Below are 15,338 nucleotides of genomic sequence, written 5' to 3' on the forward strand. Positions count from 1 at the left end.
AGTGACAGGCACCACCCGAATTATGTCGAATTTGGTACAGTGCCTGTATGTTTTGCTGTTTACTTGTTGGTATCCTTTGTGCCAGTACTGGTGCGTTCCCAACACTCGATACCGTCCTGGTTATCCAGTACATCTTTGTAAAATACAGGATCTTTACCTTCTTTTCGTTGTTTCATGTAATCATTGAGCAAGCGATTTGCGATTTTGAAAAGCCTTGTGATGGCATATAAGTTAATCAAAGCCATGATTGCCATCGTCAAGTCTGCCAGTGCCCAAACAAAATTAAATGAAGCTACTGCTCCGAAGACAACCATAGCCAGCACGGCAATACGGTAGATAAACAGTCCGGCTTTGCTTTCTTTAATATAGGCGATATTGCTTTCCCCATAATAATAGTTTCCTAAAATGGAACTGAATGCGAAGAGGAAAATGGCGATGGCGATAAATACACCAGCCCAGTCACCAAGCATTTGTGCAAAAGCGTTCTGTGTGATCTGAATCCCGTCAGCTTCACTACCAGCAAATCCACCGGCAGAAAGAATGACGAATCCAGTGGCGGTACACACAAGAATGGTATCGAAAAACACTCCCATCGCCTGAATCAGTCCCTGTTTAACGGGATGTGTTACTTCTGCGGTAGCGGCTGCATTGGGAGCAGCCCCCATCCCAGCCTCATTGGAGAACAGTCCACGTTTGATCCCCATCATAATTGCGGCACCAAATCCACCACCTGCAACCTGCTGCAGACCAAATGCATTTGCAAAAATAAGTGAAAACATATCTGGTATAGCTGGAAGATTCATGAAAAGAATGATAACAGCCAGTACAACATATAAGACCGCCATTACTGGAACAATGATCTGAGAAACATTAGCAATGCTTTTTAAACCACCGAAAATAACGGCGGCTGTCAAAATTACTAAAGCAATTGCGATGATTGTAGGATCAATCGAAAACTGCCCTACAAAAGCAAGACTTATTGTATTGGACTGTACGGAGTTGAATACGAGGCCATATGTAAATGTAATGGTGACTGCAAATACAATACCAAGCCATCTCTTTTTCAGACCTTTTTCAATATAGTAGGCGGGTCCACCACGATATTGATCAGCATCCCTGACTTTATAAACCTGTGCAAGCGTACTCTCCACGAAGCCTGAAGCAGCACCTAAAAGAGCAATCAACCACATCCAGAACAACGCTCCAGGCCCGCCAAGTGCAACAGCTGAAGCAACACCAGCCATATTACCTGTACCGACACGGGAAGCTGCACTGATTGCGAATGCCTGGAAGGAACTTGTCCCTTTCTTGCCCGAAGCATCGTATGCCCGTTTATCCGTAATTACCCGAAACATTTCAGGAATGGTCCTGAACTGAACAAATTTTGTTTTAATAGTATAGTAGAGTCCTAATCCAATTAAAACAATGATTAATATGTAACTCCACAGAAAATCATTAATGATACCAATGATTCCTTCCAAAAATTCCATAACTAACACTCCTTAAAATAATATAATACCTTGATACCCTAAATTAAGCAAAACGAACCCTAACGGTGCCTGGCACTCCCCGAATTATGTCGAATATTCTCACCCCCTTCTCTTTAAAAAGTAGGATAGAATCCGCAGAAGGTCCATAAAGAGATTCACAAAATCAAGATACAGACTTAAAACCATTCTTGGAACATCTTTCTTTGTTAGATTTCTATGTTTTATCCGATTGAAATCGTACATAATATACACGGAAAACAGCACGGCTGAAATACAGGCAACAATTACCAACATCGTCTCAGACTGTGGGACGAAAAAATTAAAAATGCTAAAAGCAATCAGCCCAATTAATATAATGAACAGGGTAGATCCCATGAACGATAAGTCCTTTTTAATCACCCAGCCAAATATTCCCATGAAAACAAAGATAACCAGTGTCAGCAGAAAGGCAAATAAAACAATATCTGCTCCGATTTCACTGAGATAGTAATAGATTGCCGGATACATTGTAATCCCTGAAATGGTTACAAATAGGAAAAGGAAGGTATAACTGATTTTTTTTCGTCTTCTTAAAAAGGCTGCGGCAAGAAGCATAATGAGTTCGATTACCATTAGCGGCAGCATCAATGGTTCCGGAACAAATTGACCAATGTATATTCCGAGACAGGCTACCGCAAGAGAAAACGTAAAAATTCTAAGAATCTTATTCAGTAATTCACTTTTGCTCATAAAAAAAGCACCACTTTCGCTTTCTGAGTATTTTTCGACATAATTCGGGTGGTGCCTGTCACTGTTCGGTTTTCGACAAATTTCGGGGAGTGACAGGCACCCAGACTTCGAGGAGGTTTGTGATGGCTGTCGGCAGTTCTTCCTCTGGGACGCCGGCAAATCCTAGAATGATTTTCGGCGGATTTTCATAGTTTTTCCCCAATGAATAGCCTGAAAGGGGGTAAACCTTAATGCCTGCAGCTGTTGCCTTTTGAACGAGCTCATCCTCACACATGCCATTATTGACCGAAAGTACGATATGCAGTCCAGATCGCTCTCCTATGATGGAAACTGTTTCCTCGTACGGCTTCACCAGCTCTGAAATTTTTTCCAGTTTGCGCCGGTAGATTTTTCTCATTCGGTTTAAGTGTCTTTCAAAATCTCCCTCTTTCATAAACTGAGCAAGAATATGCTGGTCGATCCGTGAAACAGAAGAATGATAGAATGCCAACTCACGCTTATATCGCTTAAGCAACGGTTTAGGCAAAACCATATAACTGATACGCAATGATGGAATCAAAGACTTGGAGAAGGAACCTAAATAAATTACTTTTCCTGCCTGGTCCATGCTTTTTAAAGATGGTATCGATTTCCCTGTATAACGGAATTCACTGTCATAATCATCTTCTATAATGTACCTGCTTTCTTGCTCAGCTGCCCAGTTTAATAGCTGTGTCCGCCGATTTACAGAAAGCACAGTACCATACGGAAAATGATGGGACGGTGTCACATAAACGACATCTGGATTTGCTTTTTCAATTGGCTCGACTTGAATCCCCTCATCGTCAACTTCAAGCGGATAAACATCATTAGGAAAGCTTTTTAAAATTCGAGAAATCAGATGGTAACCCGGATCTTCGACACCATAAATCGTATCTTTATTGAATAAAAGCAGAAGCTGCTGCAGTAGCACCTCAACCCCAGCTCCTACGATAATAGCTTCCGGTGAACACTGCATCCCCCGGGCATGATACAAATAGTTTGATATTTCCTGGCGAAGCGCAAATTCACCTTGTGCATCTCCAAGCAAGAGAAGGGAATGGTTTTGTTTATCTATCGTATTTTTTGCATATTTTCGCCACTGTGCAAAGGGGAAATTTTCAGTATCCACCCAGCTTGGATGAAAATTATATCGAATGGTTGACTGCTTTTCTTCATGGAGCTCATGGTTTGGAGGCACATCTGCTGCCTGCACATATTCCAAATCACCGCTTGCCATGACAAAATAGCCTTTTCGCGGCAGAGATTCTACATAACCCTCAGCAATCAACTGATCATATGCGGTTTCCACGGTATTTTGACTAATATTAAGAAAATCCGCTAGTTTACGTTTAGAAGGAAGTTTGGAGCCATATTCCAGACGCCCCTCCGTAATTTCATTTTTTATATAAATATATAACTGCTCGTATAAGGGTAAATCAGTATCTCGGTTTAAATGACAGGATAGCATTTCCATAATATTACCTCCATTCCATCTGACCTTATTATTTTTTAAAAAACTGACACTTTCAATAGGTTCACATAGTTTTTATAATAAACTACATATTAGAAAATTACAAACTGACTTTTAAGGAGTGGGGATATTGGAAAAATTAATAGGCAGTGAAACAGTTAAAAGAGGGATGGCCCAGATGCAAAAAGGTGGCGTCATTATGGATGTCGTCAATGCAGAACAGGCAAAAATAGCGGAAGCATCAGGAGCGGTCGCTGTAATGGCCTTGGAAAGAGTACCATCTGACATACGTGCGGCTGGTGGGGTGGCAAGAATGGCTGACCCGCGAATTGTGGAAGAAGTGTTGAATGCTGTATCCATTCCGGTCATGGCAAAAGCGCGTATCGGCCACATTGTGGAAGCGAGGGTGCTTGAAGCGATGGGTGTTGACTATATCGATGAAAGTGAAGTACTCACTCCGGCTGATGAAGAATTTCATCTTTTAAAAAGTGACTATACCGTGCCATTTGTCTGCGGCTGCCGTGATTTAGGTGAAGCCTCCCGACGTATCGGTGAAGGTGCTGCAATGCTTCGTACAAAAGGCGAGCCTGGTACAGGGAACATTGTGGAAGCTGTCCGTCATATGCGCAAGGTGCAGGCACAGGTTAGAAAAGTCGTTCACATGAATGATGATGAATTGATGACAGAGGCAAAATTATTGGGTGCTCCTTATGAAGTTTTAAAACAGATCAGAGCGGAAGGAAAGCTTCCAGTCGTTAACTTTGCTGCCGGTGGTGTAGCAACTCCAGCAGATGCTGCGTTAATGATGGAGCTTGGCGCGGATGGAGTCTTCGTAGGATCAGGAGTCTTCAAATCGGAAAACCCGGAAAAATTCGCCAGTGCGATTGTTCAGGCAACAACTTACTATAATGATTACGAATTAATCGGAAAACTATCAAAAGAACTTGGCAGCGCAATGAAAGGAATCGACATCTCCAAACTATCCGCCGAAGAAAGAATGCAAGAACGCGGCTGGTAATCGAACAGTGCCTGGCACCACCCGAATTTTGTCGAATATTTTCAGGTTAAAAAGGGGTCGAACAAGTATGGAAAATAAAATGAAAACAATTGGTGTTCTTGGACTGCAAGGTGCAGTACAAGAGCATCTAAAACAAATTGAAGCTTTAGGCATGAACGGATTAATTGTGAAAAAGCCTGAGCAGATGAACGAAATTGACGGCTTAATCATACCAGGCGGGGAAAGTACCGCAATAAAAAACCTGATCGTCAGGTATGGTTTTCTTGCCCCATTAAGAGACTTTTCTCAAAAAGGAAAACCAATCCTCGGAACGTGTGCAGGCATGGTGCTTCTTGCGAAAGAGATTACGGATACTGACGAATCACATTTAGGTTTGATGGATATTAAAGTAAAGCGTAATGCCTATGGAAGACAGCGTGACAGCTTTGAAGTCGATTTAGAAGTGAAAGGGATAGAGGACGTTTTCCCGTCTGTTTTTATCCGTGCTCCATATATTGAAGCGGTTGGTGGGAATGTGGAAGTCCTGGCCACTTATGAGGACAAGATTGTCGCAGCCCGTCAAGGGAATCTCATGGTCTCATCTTTTCATCCTGAATTGACCGCTGATACAAGATTTATCAATTTATTTGCCGAATTGGTTGATGCACCTGCAATGGCCCCGGTTGCCCCATAATTTCAGCAAAGCCAAATAGATGCCAAGTTTAAAATCTCCTGCAGCGGGTACTCGTATATTAACTTCAAATTGGAGGGATTTATATGGCAGACAATGGTTTTAAAGAAAAAGCAAAAGGCGCCGGAAATAAAATAAAAGGTGAAGCAAAAGATCAATGGGGCAGTGCAACAAACGACTCCAGCAAAAAGACAGACGGAAAGCTGGATAAAGTAAAAGGTGAAGTCCAAGATAGTGTTGGGGATAGCAAGAATAATAATGTAAATAATAAGTAAGATAACAGAAGCCATTGGAGTGGAATCATTCCAATGGCTTTTTCCATCGACAATATTCAACAAAATTCGGGTAGTGACAGGCACTCCAGAATGGTTGTATAAGAGTGGTAATTCTGTTAATCTATTTAAAACCATACTAAATATATAGGGATTATTACCTTTAACCAAAAGGAGGAATAGGAAATGAGTAAAGTACCTCTCATTGTGAGTACGGAATGGTTGGCTAAAAGGATGGATGATCCTAAATTAAGGCTGCTGGACGCTACAACGTTTTTAAAGCAATCCCCTGAAGGTGGCTATTATGATGTTTGGTCAGGAAAGGAAGCATACGAAAAAGGTCATATTCCAGGTGCGGTATATGCCGATTTACTTGGAGACCTTTCAGATCCAGATTCAGAATACAAATTTACTGTCCCATCGAGAGCAAGATTTGTAAATAAAATCAGTGAACTAGGTGTTGGAGATGACACGTATGTGGTGGTGTATGATCAAGGATATGCGGTTGCCGGAGCTCCTGTGATTGCCTCTGATTGGGCTTCCCGACTTGCATGGCAACTGCGCTACGAAGGGTTTGAAAACGTAGCGGTGCTTGATGGCGGATTTCCTAAGTGGCAAGAAGAAGGGCGGCCTGTTACAACAGAGCCAGGTTCTTATCCTCCCGCAACATTTACCGGAGAACGCCGACCAGAACTTTTAGCAACAAAAGAGGACGTGAAAAATGCACTGGACGATGATAACGTACTCCTGCTGAATAGCTTATCTGAAGCGGATTTTAAAGGAGAATCAGATACGTATGCAAGAAGCGGCCACATTCCAGGAAGTGTGAATGTATTTTTCGGTGATCTATCCGATATGGAAACGAAAAAACTTTTCGATGATGAACAGTTACGTGAGAAATTTGAAAAAGCAGGCGCACTGGACCAAAATAAAAAGGTAATTACTTATTGCGGAAGCGGAATTGCTGCAACATGGAATGCCCTTGTACTGAATAAACTTGGACAAAATAATGTGGCAATGTATGATGGATCGATGACCGAATGGGCGGCTGATCCTTCCTTGCCATTACACAAGATTAAAGACTGACAAAATGAAACCAAAATAAAAGGTTAGCTCTGAAGTTGGGTTTTCACCACAAAGAGCTAACCTTCTCATCGACAATATTCGCCAAAATTCGGGGAGTGACAGGCACCTACTTCTTTTTAAATTTACTTCCGCTGCTTTTGGCTCTTAGTTTGGCCATTAGGTCAGATGATTTCTGCGCTTCTGCCTGTGTGCTGGCAGTATCGACGGAAAGAATGGTATATTCCCCATTATTCTCCTCTACAAGCAAAACAGTGTTGACTTTGCTTCCCGGTGGTAATTCGCTTTTCTCAACAATAAGCTCGGTTTTATTTTCTTCAACTAGGATGACTGCTTTGTCACCTTCAAAGCGATCAAGAATCCCCTTCATATGTTAACCTCCCTAAAATGATTATCCTCCATAACGAGGTTAGCTATCTGCCAGTTTAACAGACAGTCAGACCAACGCAGTGAAGTTTTACTTTACGTGCACGCTAATCCTTCATTTTTTATATCGGTAATACGGGCAGGGCCAATTCCGCTGATGCGGCTTAACTGATCTACTGAATCATATGGTCTCAAGTCGATTAAATCCTGTGCTCGTTCTGGTCCAATATGAATAATTCCTTGTACTTCCTCAAATGAAGCGTTATTGATATTGACACAGGAACTGTTGGAGGGAGTTTCTTCGACAGCTTCTTCCTCAGTCTCACCCTCGTCGGCCTCTGATTTTTCCTCAGCAGGTGGTGCAGAAGCTGGCTCTTCTCCCGGGCTTACAGTGCCATCTTTGTTCGTTGCAATGGTATAGTTCTCTCCATCTGAAGTAACGATGATTGTTCCGTTCACATCTGTACCATAAAGGTCGATTCCTGCATTCTGAATCAATGAAACCACTTCAGCGCTTGGATGTCCATAACTATTATTTTCCCCAGCGCTATAAATGGCAACGGACGGATTCACAGCCTCAATGAATGCGGGATCACTGGACGTTTTGGAACCGTGATGACCGAGCTGCAGGATATCTGCCTGTATATCAATTCCACTGTTTATCATTTTTAATTCATCACTTCTGCCGGCATCACCAGTAAATAAAAATTTTGTGCTGCCATATGTGAAAAGCAATGAAACAGATTCTTCATTTGCTTTCCCTGAGATAGTTTCAGGGTATAGCACATCAATTTCAAGCGGGCCAATTTGATATTCTTCCCCTGTTCGCGGTTCATGAAAATCTGCCCCGCTGTTCAGTACTGCTTCGATCCCCCGTTGAAATGTTTGGGAGGAGCTTTCATTGCCGGACATCCAAACCTCACCGACATCAAACGTATTCACGACTTTATCCAGCTGACCGATATGATCGGCATCCGGGTGGCTCACTACAACAAGATCAATGGAGGAAACATTTTGTGCTTGGAGGTAATTAACTACCTCATTCCCTCGCCAATCACCTGTATCGTAAAGAATCGTGTAGGCTTTCCCATCATCGGAATACTGAAAAAGCGTTGCATCTGCCTGTCCAACATCCATATAATGAATTTTTAAATCGTCAAATTCTGTTTGACTGATTTCTTCTTTTTCCTCTGCGGCTGTTTCTGACGCAGCATCATCCTCATTTTCCTTTTCCTCAGGCTCATCGGATGCTTCGGTTTCATTTTTACTTTCATTTTCACTTTCAGAAACATCTTCCGTTTCTGATATAACTTCGGTGCTTGTATCATCCTGACTATCTTCTATCGGTTGTGTTGTGTCCCCTTGTCCACATGCAACAAGGAAAATTGATAGAATCATTGCTAATAAAAATTTTATATTCAATTTTATTCCTCCATAATTTTACAGTCGTCTTTAGCGTATCAAAGATTTTCTGAGAAATCTATGTGATTCGCCAGTTGAATTTATAAAATCTATGAAAAATAAGTTTTACATATCATTTTGCAAGGAACTATTGCATTTTATCTAGGGGTAAAATTGGTTTTTCCAAGGTATAAAAGTATCGATTTTTCATTTTTTGGAATGTGCAAGTTTTCAGGACAGTTGGCATAATGGAGAAAATGGAAAGGAGCGATGTGTATGTTAGTTGAATTGAACAGCAAACGAAGCATTATCTATTTTCTCTCGGTGATAGTCGGATTGATCGTTTTTTTATTATTCAGTGGCATAGTGTTTTCATATGATGAAGGAAACAGAGTAGAGATTACCGGTTTAATCGACCGATTCGAAGATGATTCTGCTGTTATACTTCTGGAAGATATTGGGGAAGAACTGATCCTGCCCCCAGCACTTCTCCCCCAAAACAGCCAAGACGACACATACCTCAAACTCGAAGTGGTGCCTGTCACTCCCCGAATTATGTCGAAAAATAATTGAAAAAGGAGATGGTTTATTTGCCAAGAAACAAACGATTATGGATTCCCGATACGTACTATCATATAACATCACGAGGAAATCGAAGGGAGCAATTATTCAAGGAAGAAGAAGATTATAAGACCTTTTTATCCATTCTGCGCATGATTCATCAAAAAACCCCCTTCAAACTGGCTTCTTATTGTTTGCTATCAAATCACTATCATTTGCTGATGAGCACAACCGAGCAACCGATATCCAAAGTAATGGCTTTGGTAAACAAGCGATATGCCGATTATTTCAATACTAAAAATAATGTAAGTGGCCATGTTTTTGAAAAACGATACTTTGATAAACCGATTGGTACGGCATATGGTCTGTTGGAAGTAAGCAGGTATATTCATCTAAATCCAGTAAAGGCAGGTATCGTTGAGCGGCCAGAAACCTATCAATGGAGCAGCTACCGCCACTATTACTACCATTCGAAGGCAGCTTTATTAAATAAACAAGATATATTACAGTACCTCGCTGAAGATGAAAGTGACCAGAAGAAAAAGTACGAAGAGTTTATGAACAGAACAGACGAAAGTATCATTTTAAGTAAGGTATGAACTTGCAATTTATGACCTTTCTGCAGGATATTCAACAAATATCAAAGGGATGATTCACTGTCCCTCCTACACAGGATATTCGACAAATTTCGGGAAGTGACAGGCACTCTGATTAGCATGGCATTTAATAGGGAACAGTTCAATGTGTGGCAATGAGCTTTCTATCTTGTCAGCACTGATTATTTCGCATACTGCAGGGAGGAAGTCGAAAAAAATCTGGACGCAGCTATTTTGGAACAGCATATGGAATCAATGATTTTCAGGTTTTTTTAGTCATATAACAGATAATTATAGATAGATGGAAGGATTGAATTCATACCTAAAAAATTACGGCATATATAAAAGGAAGCTAAACAAATCGTTTCCCGGCACTAGTTCAAAGGCATACAATACAGCTTTAATGTTTACCAGAACAGAATAAGAAGAATCGCGAGCCATCATCAAAGGAGGTAAAGAATGGAAATCGATCTAACCAAATTGCAGGATGACAAAAAAATGGACAAGGCAACGTATAAGAAACAGCTTGATAAATACCAAAAAAGATTAATGAGCTTACAAAGGAAAATCGTCGATGAAAACATTGGTGTGATTATCGCGTTTGAAGGTGTTGATGCCGCGGGGAAGGGAGGGGCGATCAAACGTCTGACATCAGATCTTGACCCACGCGGGATTACAGTTCACCCAATCGCAGCACCAAAACCGCACGAAAAGAGGTACCATTACATGCAGCGTTTTTGGCGGAAAATTCCTCAATATGGTCAGTTCGGGGTTTTTGACCGTTCTTGGTATGGAAGGGTGCTCGTCGAACGTATTGAAGGTTTTGCAACGAGTGAGGAATGGCAACGGGCCTATGATGAAATTAATCATTTTGAGAGGCTATTAACGGATGATCACTATATTCTTCTGAAGTTCTGGATTCAGATTTCAAAAGAAGAGCAGTTAAATCGCTTTGAAAAAAGGCAAAATGACCCACTGAAAAGCTGGAAAATAACAGAGGAGGATTGGCGTAATCGGGAAAAATGGGATGAGAATTTAACGGCAGCAGAGGAAATGCTCCGTCGTACCGATCACGGTTATGCTCCGTGGATAGTCGTTGAAGGAACGAATAAAAGATATGCCCGTGTCAAGGTACTTAAAAGTACGGTGAAACACATGGAGAAATATTTTAAAGAAAACGGAATCGATTTACCGGACTATTCTTTATTCGAAAAGTAAGTCGGACAAGTGAATCTTGCCCGGCTTATTTTTATACGGATTCACCAGCACTTTAAAGTTGACGGAAGTTATGTTAGCTGGAATGGTTAAGAAATCAGTGCACCGATCGCTCCAGCATATGGTCCTTTTTCAAGAAAAACAGGTTCATATGGCATTATGTTCTGGAAACTGCTTAATGCGTCTTTAAGTGGTTTATTGCCATTTAATGTGCTGCCAACGAAAACAATTTTCTGCGCATTTTTCATTGCAGCTGCCTGGGTGGCGAGTAAAATGGTTGATTCAGCAATTAATTGTATAAGTGCAGCCATGTGGTCATTGGTAGTTGCAAGCTCATGATCATGTGCTTTGCCAAAATTAGCTGCGGTGAGATCACCAAAAAGCGGTGGTACTTCAGGTGCATAGATATCTTTCACCAATAGATCACTGTTTTCATGTTTCCCATTTGCAGCTGCCTTAACAAGTTCTTTAAATTCCTTTTTGCCAGTGATCAGTGAGCCAAGTCCGATTAATGTGCCACCGCCAATTCCACTCCCGGTTACTCGTTCAAAATTCGTCTGTGTGACATGGAAAATGGATGTCCCGGTCCCAATACTGACTACAATATAATTATCGATCTGACGATGGCTTTCCATGTCGAGTAAATAGCGCGTCCCTTCCACTATTGCCTGAAATTCATCTGCTTGCAGCTGTTTATGTTTCGCGATGGTGGTCATGTGCCGGCTCTTTCCCCCTGTCATATGTAATTCAGCATCAGGGGTGACATTGTTCAGCCAGTGCACAAGCTTTTCCATTTCCTGATTGGGATAGGTCTTTACATGAAGCCTGCCGCGTTCCTCATAGGCAATTTTTATAAGCGTTCCTCCTGCATCAATACCAATTCGTTTCATCGATTACCCTCCTCCATTCAACACATTTCTCTATTTAAACATCATATCGTACACACTCCTCTTCGACAAAATTCAACAAAACCCGGGGAGTGACAGGCACTGTTCGGTTTTCGACATAATTCGGGGAGTGACAGGCACCAAAAAAGTATGAAACCTTTGGCGGGTGGCTATCGTAGTAGTATAATAGAAGGTGTAGTTTTAATTTAACTAAAAATCTATTGGGATTTTATATAGGAGTGTTGGAGATGAGGGCTGTGTTTCAACTAATGATTCAGTCGATGACAGGTTTCGTCGGTACCGTAGCGACCTGGCTGATCAGTTTTTTTGCTTTTGAACAAACGTTTCTGCTCTCGAGTTTATTTGCGGTTGCAGGGGGAGCAGTGGTCTATCTCACCTCGAAGCAAATGCTGGATTACCGTTTTGTAAAGATTAATGGGCTTACAAGACGGGAATATAAATTTATCGAAAATAATCTGAAAGACGCCAAGCGGAAGATTTCACGGCTGCAAAAGGCATTATTCCGGGTTAGGTCGCTTCAGCATGCAAAGCAGAATCTTGAAATAGCGCGAACTGCTCAAAAGATCTATTCCAATGCAAAAAAAGAGCCAAAGCGTTTTTATCAGGCGGAGGGATTTTTCTACAATCATCTGGATTCCCTCGTCGAATTAGCTGAAAAATATGCTTACCTCTCTTCTCAGCCGGCGAAAACACGAGAGATGGAACAATCACTGCGGAATACCCGCCAGACGGTTTCCATGCTGGGCGAGACAATAAAAAAAGACTTGCACATTATGCTGGATGACGACATCGACACATTGCATTTTGAACTGGATGTGGCCAAACAGTCCATTAATAGAACGAACAAGAATAACAGGAGGTTAACGAAATGAGTGAACAAAGCGAACGCCGAGAAAAAACGTCCGAAGAAATAGATGATTTACTTGCAAATCCGTTTGGCATATTGAAAGATGAAATCCCGGCTGCCCCGGTAGCACAGCGGAATCAGCCAAAGGACAAGCCTGAAAAGCTAATCAATAAATTAACGGATGAAAATCGGGAGCGGGCAACTCAACTGGCAGAACAAATTGATCCGAAAAATAATCAGTCTATTGCCCAATATGGTACCGAGGCACAGTCAAAGCTCTTGGATTTTTCACATGGAATGCTTGAACACGTGCAAAATCAGGATGTCGGTGAGATTGGTTCCATCTTAAGTGATCTAATGAAAAAGCTCGAGCAAGTGAACCCCGATGAATTGAAGCCTGAAAAGCGTGGATTGATTTCCCGTGTATTTGGAAAAATTTCTGGCTCAGTGAATGAAATCCTATCCAAATATCAAAAAACCGGTGCACAGATTGACCGAATCAGCGTAAAACTGAATCGCAGCAAAGATGTACTGATGTCTGACAATAGCATGCTAGAGCAGCTTTTTGAGAAAAACAGAGATTATTATGATGCGCTGAATATTTATATTGCAGCTGGGGAACTAAAGCTGGAGGAGCTTGAGACACAAACCATTCCGGAACTGAGACGGAAAGCTGAACTAAGTCAAAGTCAGATGGATTTTCAGGAAGTCAATGATATGATGCAGTTTGCTGACCGTCTGGAAAAACGGACACATGATTTGAAACTGAGCAGACAGATTACGATGCAGAGCGCTCCGCAAATCCGTCTTATCCAAAACACGAACCAAGCACTGGTCGAAAAAATTCAATCTTCCATTCTGACAGCTATTCCATTATGGAAAAACCAGGTAGCCATTGCACTCACACTTCTGCGCCAGCGGAATGCGGTCGAAGCACAAAAGCAAGTATCGAAAACGACCAATGATTTACTGTTGAAAAATGCGGAAATGCTTAAGACGAATACAGTTGAAACAGCAAGAGAAAACGAACGCGGTCTGATTGATATCGAGACATTAAAGCAGACACAGGAACACTTAGTATCAACGATTGAAGAAACAATCCACATTCAAACAGAAGGCCGGGAAAAACGAAACCAGGCCGAACAGGAACTGCAAGGCATGGAGGAAGAACTCAAACAAAAACTCCTCGAACTTCGTTAGTGCCTGTCACTCCCCGAATTTTGTCGAAATTAGTATGGTCGGCGATTCTCCATAAACGGAGGGTCGCCGATTTTTGTATACGCTCAATTTCATTTGCTTCTTGAAAATGATATGATGGTATAATAAATCTCTTCTGACTTTATGTATCGCAGCCATCCATGCGAAAATACAAAACATCCATCTTCCTCCAAGTAATACTAATATATTCAGTAGCATGGTAACATCCTAATAGAAGACGCAGAAAAAGGAGAGTGACATCATGACAAAAAATGACCCGAAAATGATGACAGAGAAAGATAAAAAAAGCAGAAGAAATTCGTTGATTGGTGCCGCTTTTCTGATGGCAACATCAGCAGTCGGACCAGGATTTCTGACACAGACTGCCGTTTTTACGGAAACACTTCTTGCAAGCTTTGGGTTTGTAATTTTAGCTTCCATATTTTTAGATATTGGTGCACAGCTGAATGTATGGCGGATTATTGTTGTATCAAAGAAACGGGGGCAGGAAATAGCCAACGCTGTTTTACCTGGATTAGGATTTGTTGTAGCGATTTTCATTGTGATTGGCGGACTTGCTTTCAACATCGGAAATATTGGTGGTGCAGGGCTTGGTACAAATGTACTGTTTGGATTTGACCCGAGAGTAGGAGCAATCATCACTGCAGCCATTGCGATTTTTATATTTTTATCCAAAGAAGCCGGTGCTGCGATGGACCAGATTGTGAAGTGGCTCGGTGGCATATTGATTATTTTGATTGCCTATGTGATGTTCGTCAGCCAGCCACCGGTAGGAGAAGCGATTTATCGGTCTTTCGTTCCTTTAGAACTTGATTTTTATGCAATCATTACGATTGTTGGTGGTACAGTCGGCGGATATATTACTTTTTCCGGTGGCCATCGCTTATTGGATGCAGGAATTTCAGGGAAGGAAAGCATACCTGAGGTTAATCGGACATCTGTCATGGGGATTTTAGTGGCATCCTTTATCCGGATTATGCTTTTCCTTGCTGTGCTCGGTGTCGTTTCTGCTGGTGTGAGCTTGAATCCGGAAAATCCCGCAGCAACGGTGTTTCAGTATGCTGCCGGAGAAATCGGCTACCGAATGTTCGGGCTCGTTCTATGGGTTGCAGGGATCACTTCTGTAATCGGGGCAGCGTATACTTCCGTGTCATTTCTAAGGTCGTTTCACGGAAAAATTGAAAAACATTACAGATATTGGATTATCGGTTTTATTATATTTTCAACAACTGTTTTTGTTTTTGTCGGCCAAGCAGTAACGCTGCTCGTCCTGGCTGGTGCTGTAAACGGATTGATTTTGCCATTGACTTTGGGATGTATTCTGTTGGCTGCACATAATTCGAAAATTGTCGGTGATTACAAGCACCCCGTCTGGCTGACCGTGTTTGGTGCAATTGTTGTTATCTTAACAGCATATCTCGGAATCAGAACACTGCTCCAAACATTGCCGCAATTGTTTTAGGGGCAGTTTG

16 protein-coding genes are annotated in these 15,338 nt (G+C 41.7%); 10 read left to right on the forward strand and 6 right to left on the reverse strand.

Annotated elements, in window-relative coordinates:
- Window positions 1-59 precede the first annotated feature (59 nt).
- The 3 genes from A4245_RS04455 to pdxR all read right to left on the reverse strand — a co-directional run bounded on the left by A4245_RS04455 (window position 60) and on the right by pdxR (window position 3,714).
- Window positions 60-1,490 carry an alanine/glycine:cation symporter family protein gene (locus A4245_RS04455; RefSeq protein WP_067726070.1) on the reverse strand — a complete coding sequence of 477 codons (1,431 nt, stop codon included), beginning with the start codon at window positions 1,488-1,490 and terminating at the stop codon, window positions 60-62.
- 99 nt (window positions 1,491-1,589) lie between these two features.
- Window positions 1,590-2,378: a Bax inhibitor-1/YccA family protein gene (locus tag A4245_RS04460; protein ID WP_267886894.1), complete on the reverse strand. Its 789-nt coding sequence runs from the start codon at window positions 2,376-2,378 to the stop codon at window positions 1,590-1,592.
- Window positions 2,278-3,714 (reverse strand): MocR-like pyridoxine biosynthesis transcription factor PdxR, encoded by a 1,437-nt coding sequence (gene pdxR, locus A4245_RS04465; RefSeq protein ID WP_067726073.1) that lies wholly within the window; start codon window positions 3,712-3,714, stop codon window positions 2,278-2,280. The genes A4245_RS04460 and pdxR overlap by 101 nt, the downstream gene beginning before the upstream one ends.
- A 127-nt stretch (window positions 3,715-3,841) precedes the next feature.
- Between pdxR and pdxS the strand changes: the two genes are divergently transcribed.
- The 4 genes from pdxS (at window position 3,842) to A4245_RS04485 (ending at window position 6,757) form a co-directional block, all read left to right on the forward strand.
- Window positions 3,842-4,729 carry a pyridoxal 5'-phosphate synthase lyase subunit PdxS gene (gene pdxS / locus A4245_RS04470; protein WP_067726075.1) on the forward strand — a complete coding sequence of 296 codons (888 nt, stop codon included), beginning with the start codon at window positions 3,842-3,844 and terminating at the stop codon, window positions 4,727-4,729.
- Between the two features lie 79 nt (window positions 4,730-4,808).
- Window positions 4,809-5,402, forward strand: coding sequence for a pyridoxal 5'-phosphate synthase glutaminase subunit PdxT (gene pdxT / locus A4245_RS04475; protein WP_067726290.1), 594 nt, complete (start codon window positions 4,809-4,811; stop codon window positions 5,400-5,402).
- 83 nt (window positions 5,403-5,485) lie between these two features.
- Entirely contained in the window at window positions 5,486-5,674 is a 189-nt protein-coding gene (locus A4245_RS04480) for a CsbD family protein (RefSeq protein WP_067726076.1), read from the forward strand.
- A gap of 183 nt (window positions 5,675-5,857) precedes the next feature.
- Window positions 5,858-6,757, forward strand: a complete 900-nt coding sequence (locus A4245_RS04485) for a sulfurtransferase (RefSeq protein WP_067726078.1) — start codon at window positions 5,858-5,860, stop codon at window positions 6,755-6,757.
- A gap of 106 nt (window positions 6,758-6,863) precedes the next feature.
- Here the strand turns inward: A4245_RS04485 and A4245_RS04490 are convergent, their stop codons facing one another.
- Together A4245_RS04490 and A4245_RS04495 are read right to left on the reverse strand one after the other, a co-directional pair.
- Window positions 6,864-7,124, reverse strand: coding sequence for a DUF3006 domain-containing protein (locus tag A4245_RS04490; protein WP_067726080.1), 261 nt, complete (start codon window positions 7,122-7,124; stop codon window positions 6,864-6,866).
- A 92-nt stretch (window positions 7,125-7,216) separates the two neighbouring features.
- On the reverse strand, window positions 7,217-8,542 hold the full coding sequence (locus A4245_RS04495; RefSeq protein ID WP_084268667.1) for an MBL fold metallo-hydrolase: 1,326 nt from the start codon (window positions 8,540-8,542) through the stop codon (window positions 7,217-7,219).
- 255 nt (window positions 8,543-8,797) lie between these two features.
- Here A4245_RS04495 and A4245_RS04500 point away from each other — a divergent pair, with 255 nt between their 5' ends.
- The 3 genes from A4245_RS04500 (at window position 8,798) to A4245_RS04510 (ending at window position 10,896) form a co-directional block, all read left to right on the forward strand.
- Window positions 8,798-9,094 carry a DUF3006 family protein gene (locus A4245_RS04500; protein WP_067726082.1) on the forward strand — a complete coding sequence of 99 codons (297 nt, stop codon included), beginning with the start codon at window positions 8,798-8,800 and terminating at the stop codon, window positions 9,092-9,094.
- A 17-nt stretch (window positions 9,095-9,111) separates the two neighbouring features.
- Window positions 9,112-9,681, forward strand: a complete 570-nt coding sequence (locus A4245_RS04505) for an REP-associated tyrosine transposase (protein ID WP_067726084.1) — start codon at window positions 9,112-9,114, stop codon at window positions 9,679-9,681.
- A gap of 456 nt (window positions 9,682-10,137) precedes the next feature.
- Window positions 10,138-10,896, forward strand: a complete 759-nt coding sequence (locus A4245_RS04510; protein WP_067726086.1) for a polyphosphate kinase 2 family protein — start codon at window positions 10,138-10,140, stop codon at window positions 10,894-10,896.
- Between the two features lie 86 nt (window positions 10,897-10,982).
- Here A4245_RS04510 and coaW read toward each other — a convergent pair whose 3' ends face one another.
- Entirely contained in the window at window positions 10,983-11,783 is an 801-nt protein-coding gene (coaW, locus tag A4245_RS04515; protein WP_067726088.1) for a type II pantothenate kinase, read from the reverse strand.
- A gap of 245 nt (window positions 11,784-12,028) precedes the next feature.
- Between coaW and A4245_RS04520 the strand changes: the two genes are divergently transcribed.
- From A4245_RS04520 to A4245_RS04530, 3 genes are all read left to right on the forward strand, one after another.
- Window positions 12,029-12,673, forward strand: a complete 645-nt coding sequence (locus A4245_RS04520) for a 5-bromo-4-chloroindolyl phosphate hydrolysis family protein (protein WP_067726090.1) — start codon at window positions 12,029-12,031, stop codon at window positions 12,671-12,673.
- The gene (locus A4245_RS04525; RefSeq protein ID WP_067726092.1) at window positions 12,670-13,848 is read left to right on the forward strand and encodes a toxic anion resistance protein; all 1,179 of its coding nucleotides are present in this window, start codon (window positions 12,670-12,672) and stop codon (window positions 13,846-13,848) included. Before A4245_RS04520 ends, A4245_RS04525 begins: the two co-directional genes overlap by 4 nt.
- A 259-nt stretch (window positions 13,849-14,107) precedes the next feature.
- On the forward strand, window positions 14,108-15,328 hold the full coding sequence (locus A4245_RS04530; RefSeq protein ID WP_067726094.1) for an NRAMP family divalent metal transporter: 1,221 nt from the start codon (window positions 14,108-14,110) through the stop codon (window positions 15,326-15,328).
- Window positions 15,329-15,338 lie beyond the last annotated feature (10 nt).

This window comes from Oceanobacillus damuensis (genome assembly GCF_001618145.1).
Lineage (GTDB): Bacteria > Bacillota > Bacilli > Bacillales > Amphibacillaceae > Oceanobacillus > Oceanobacillus damuensis.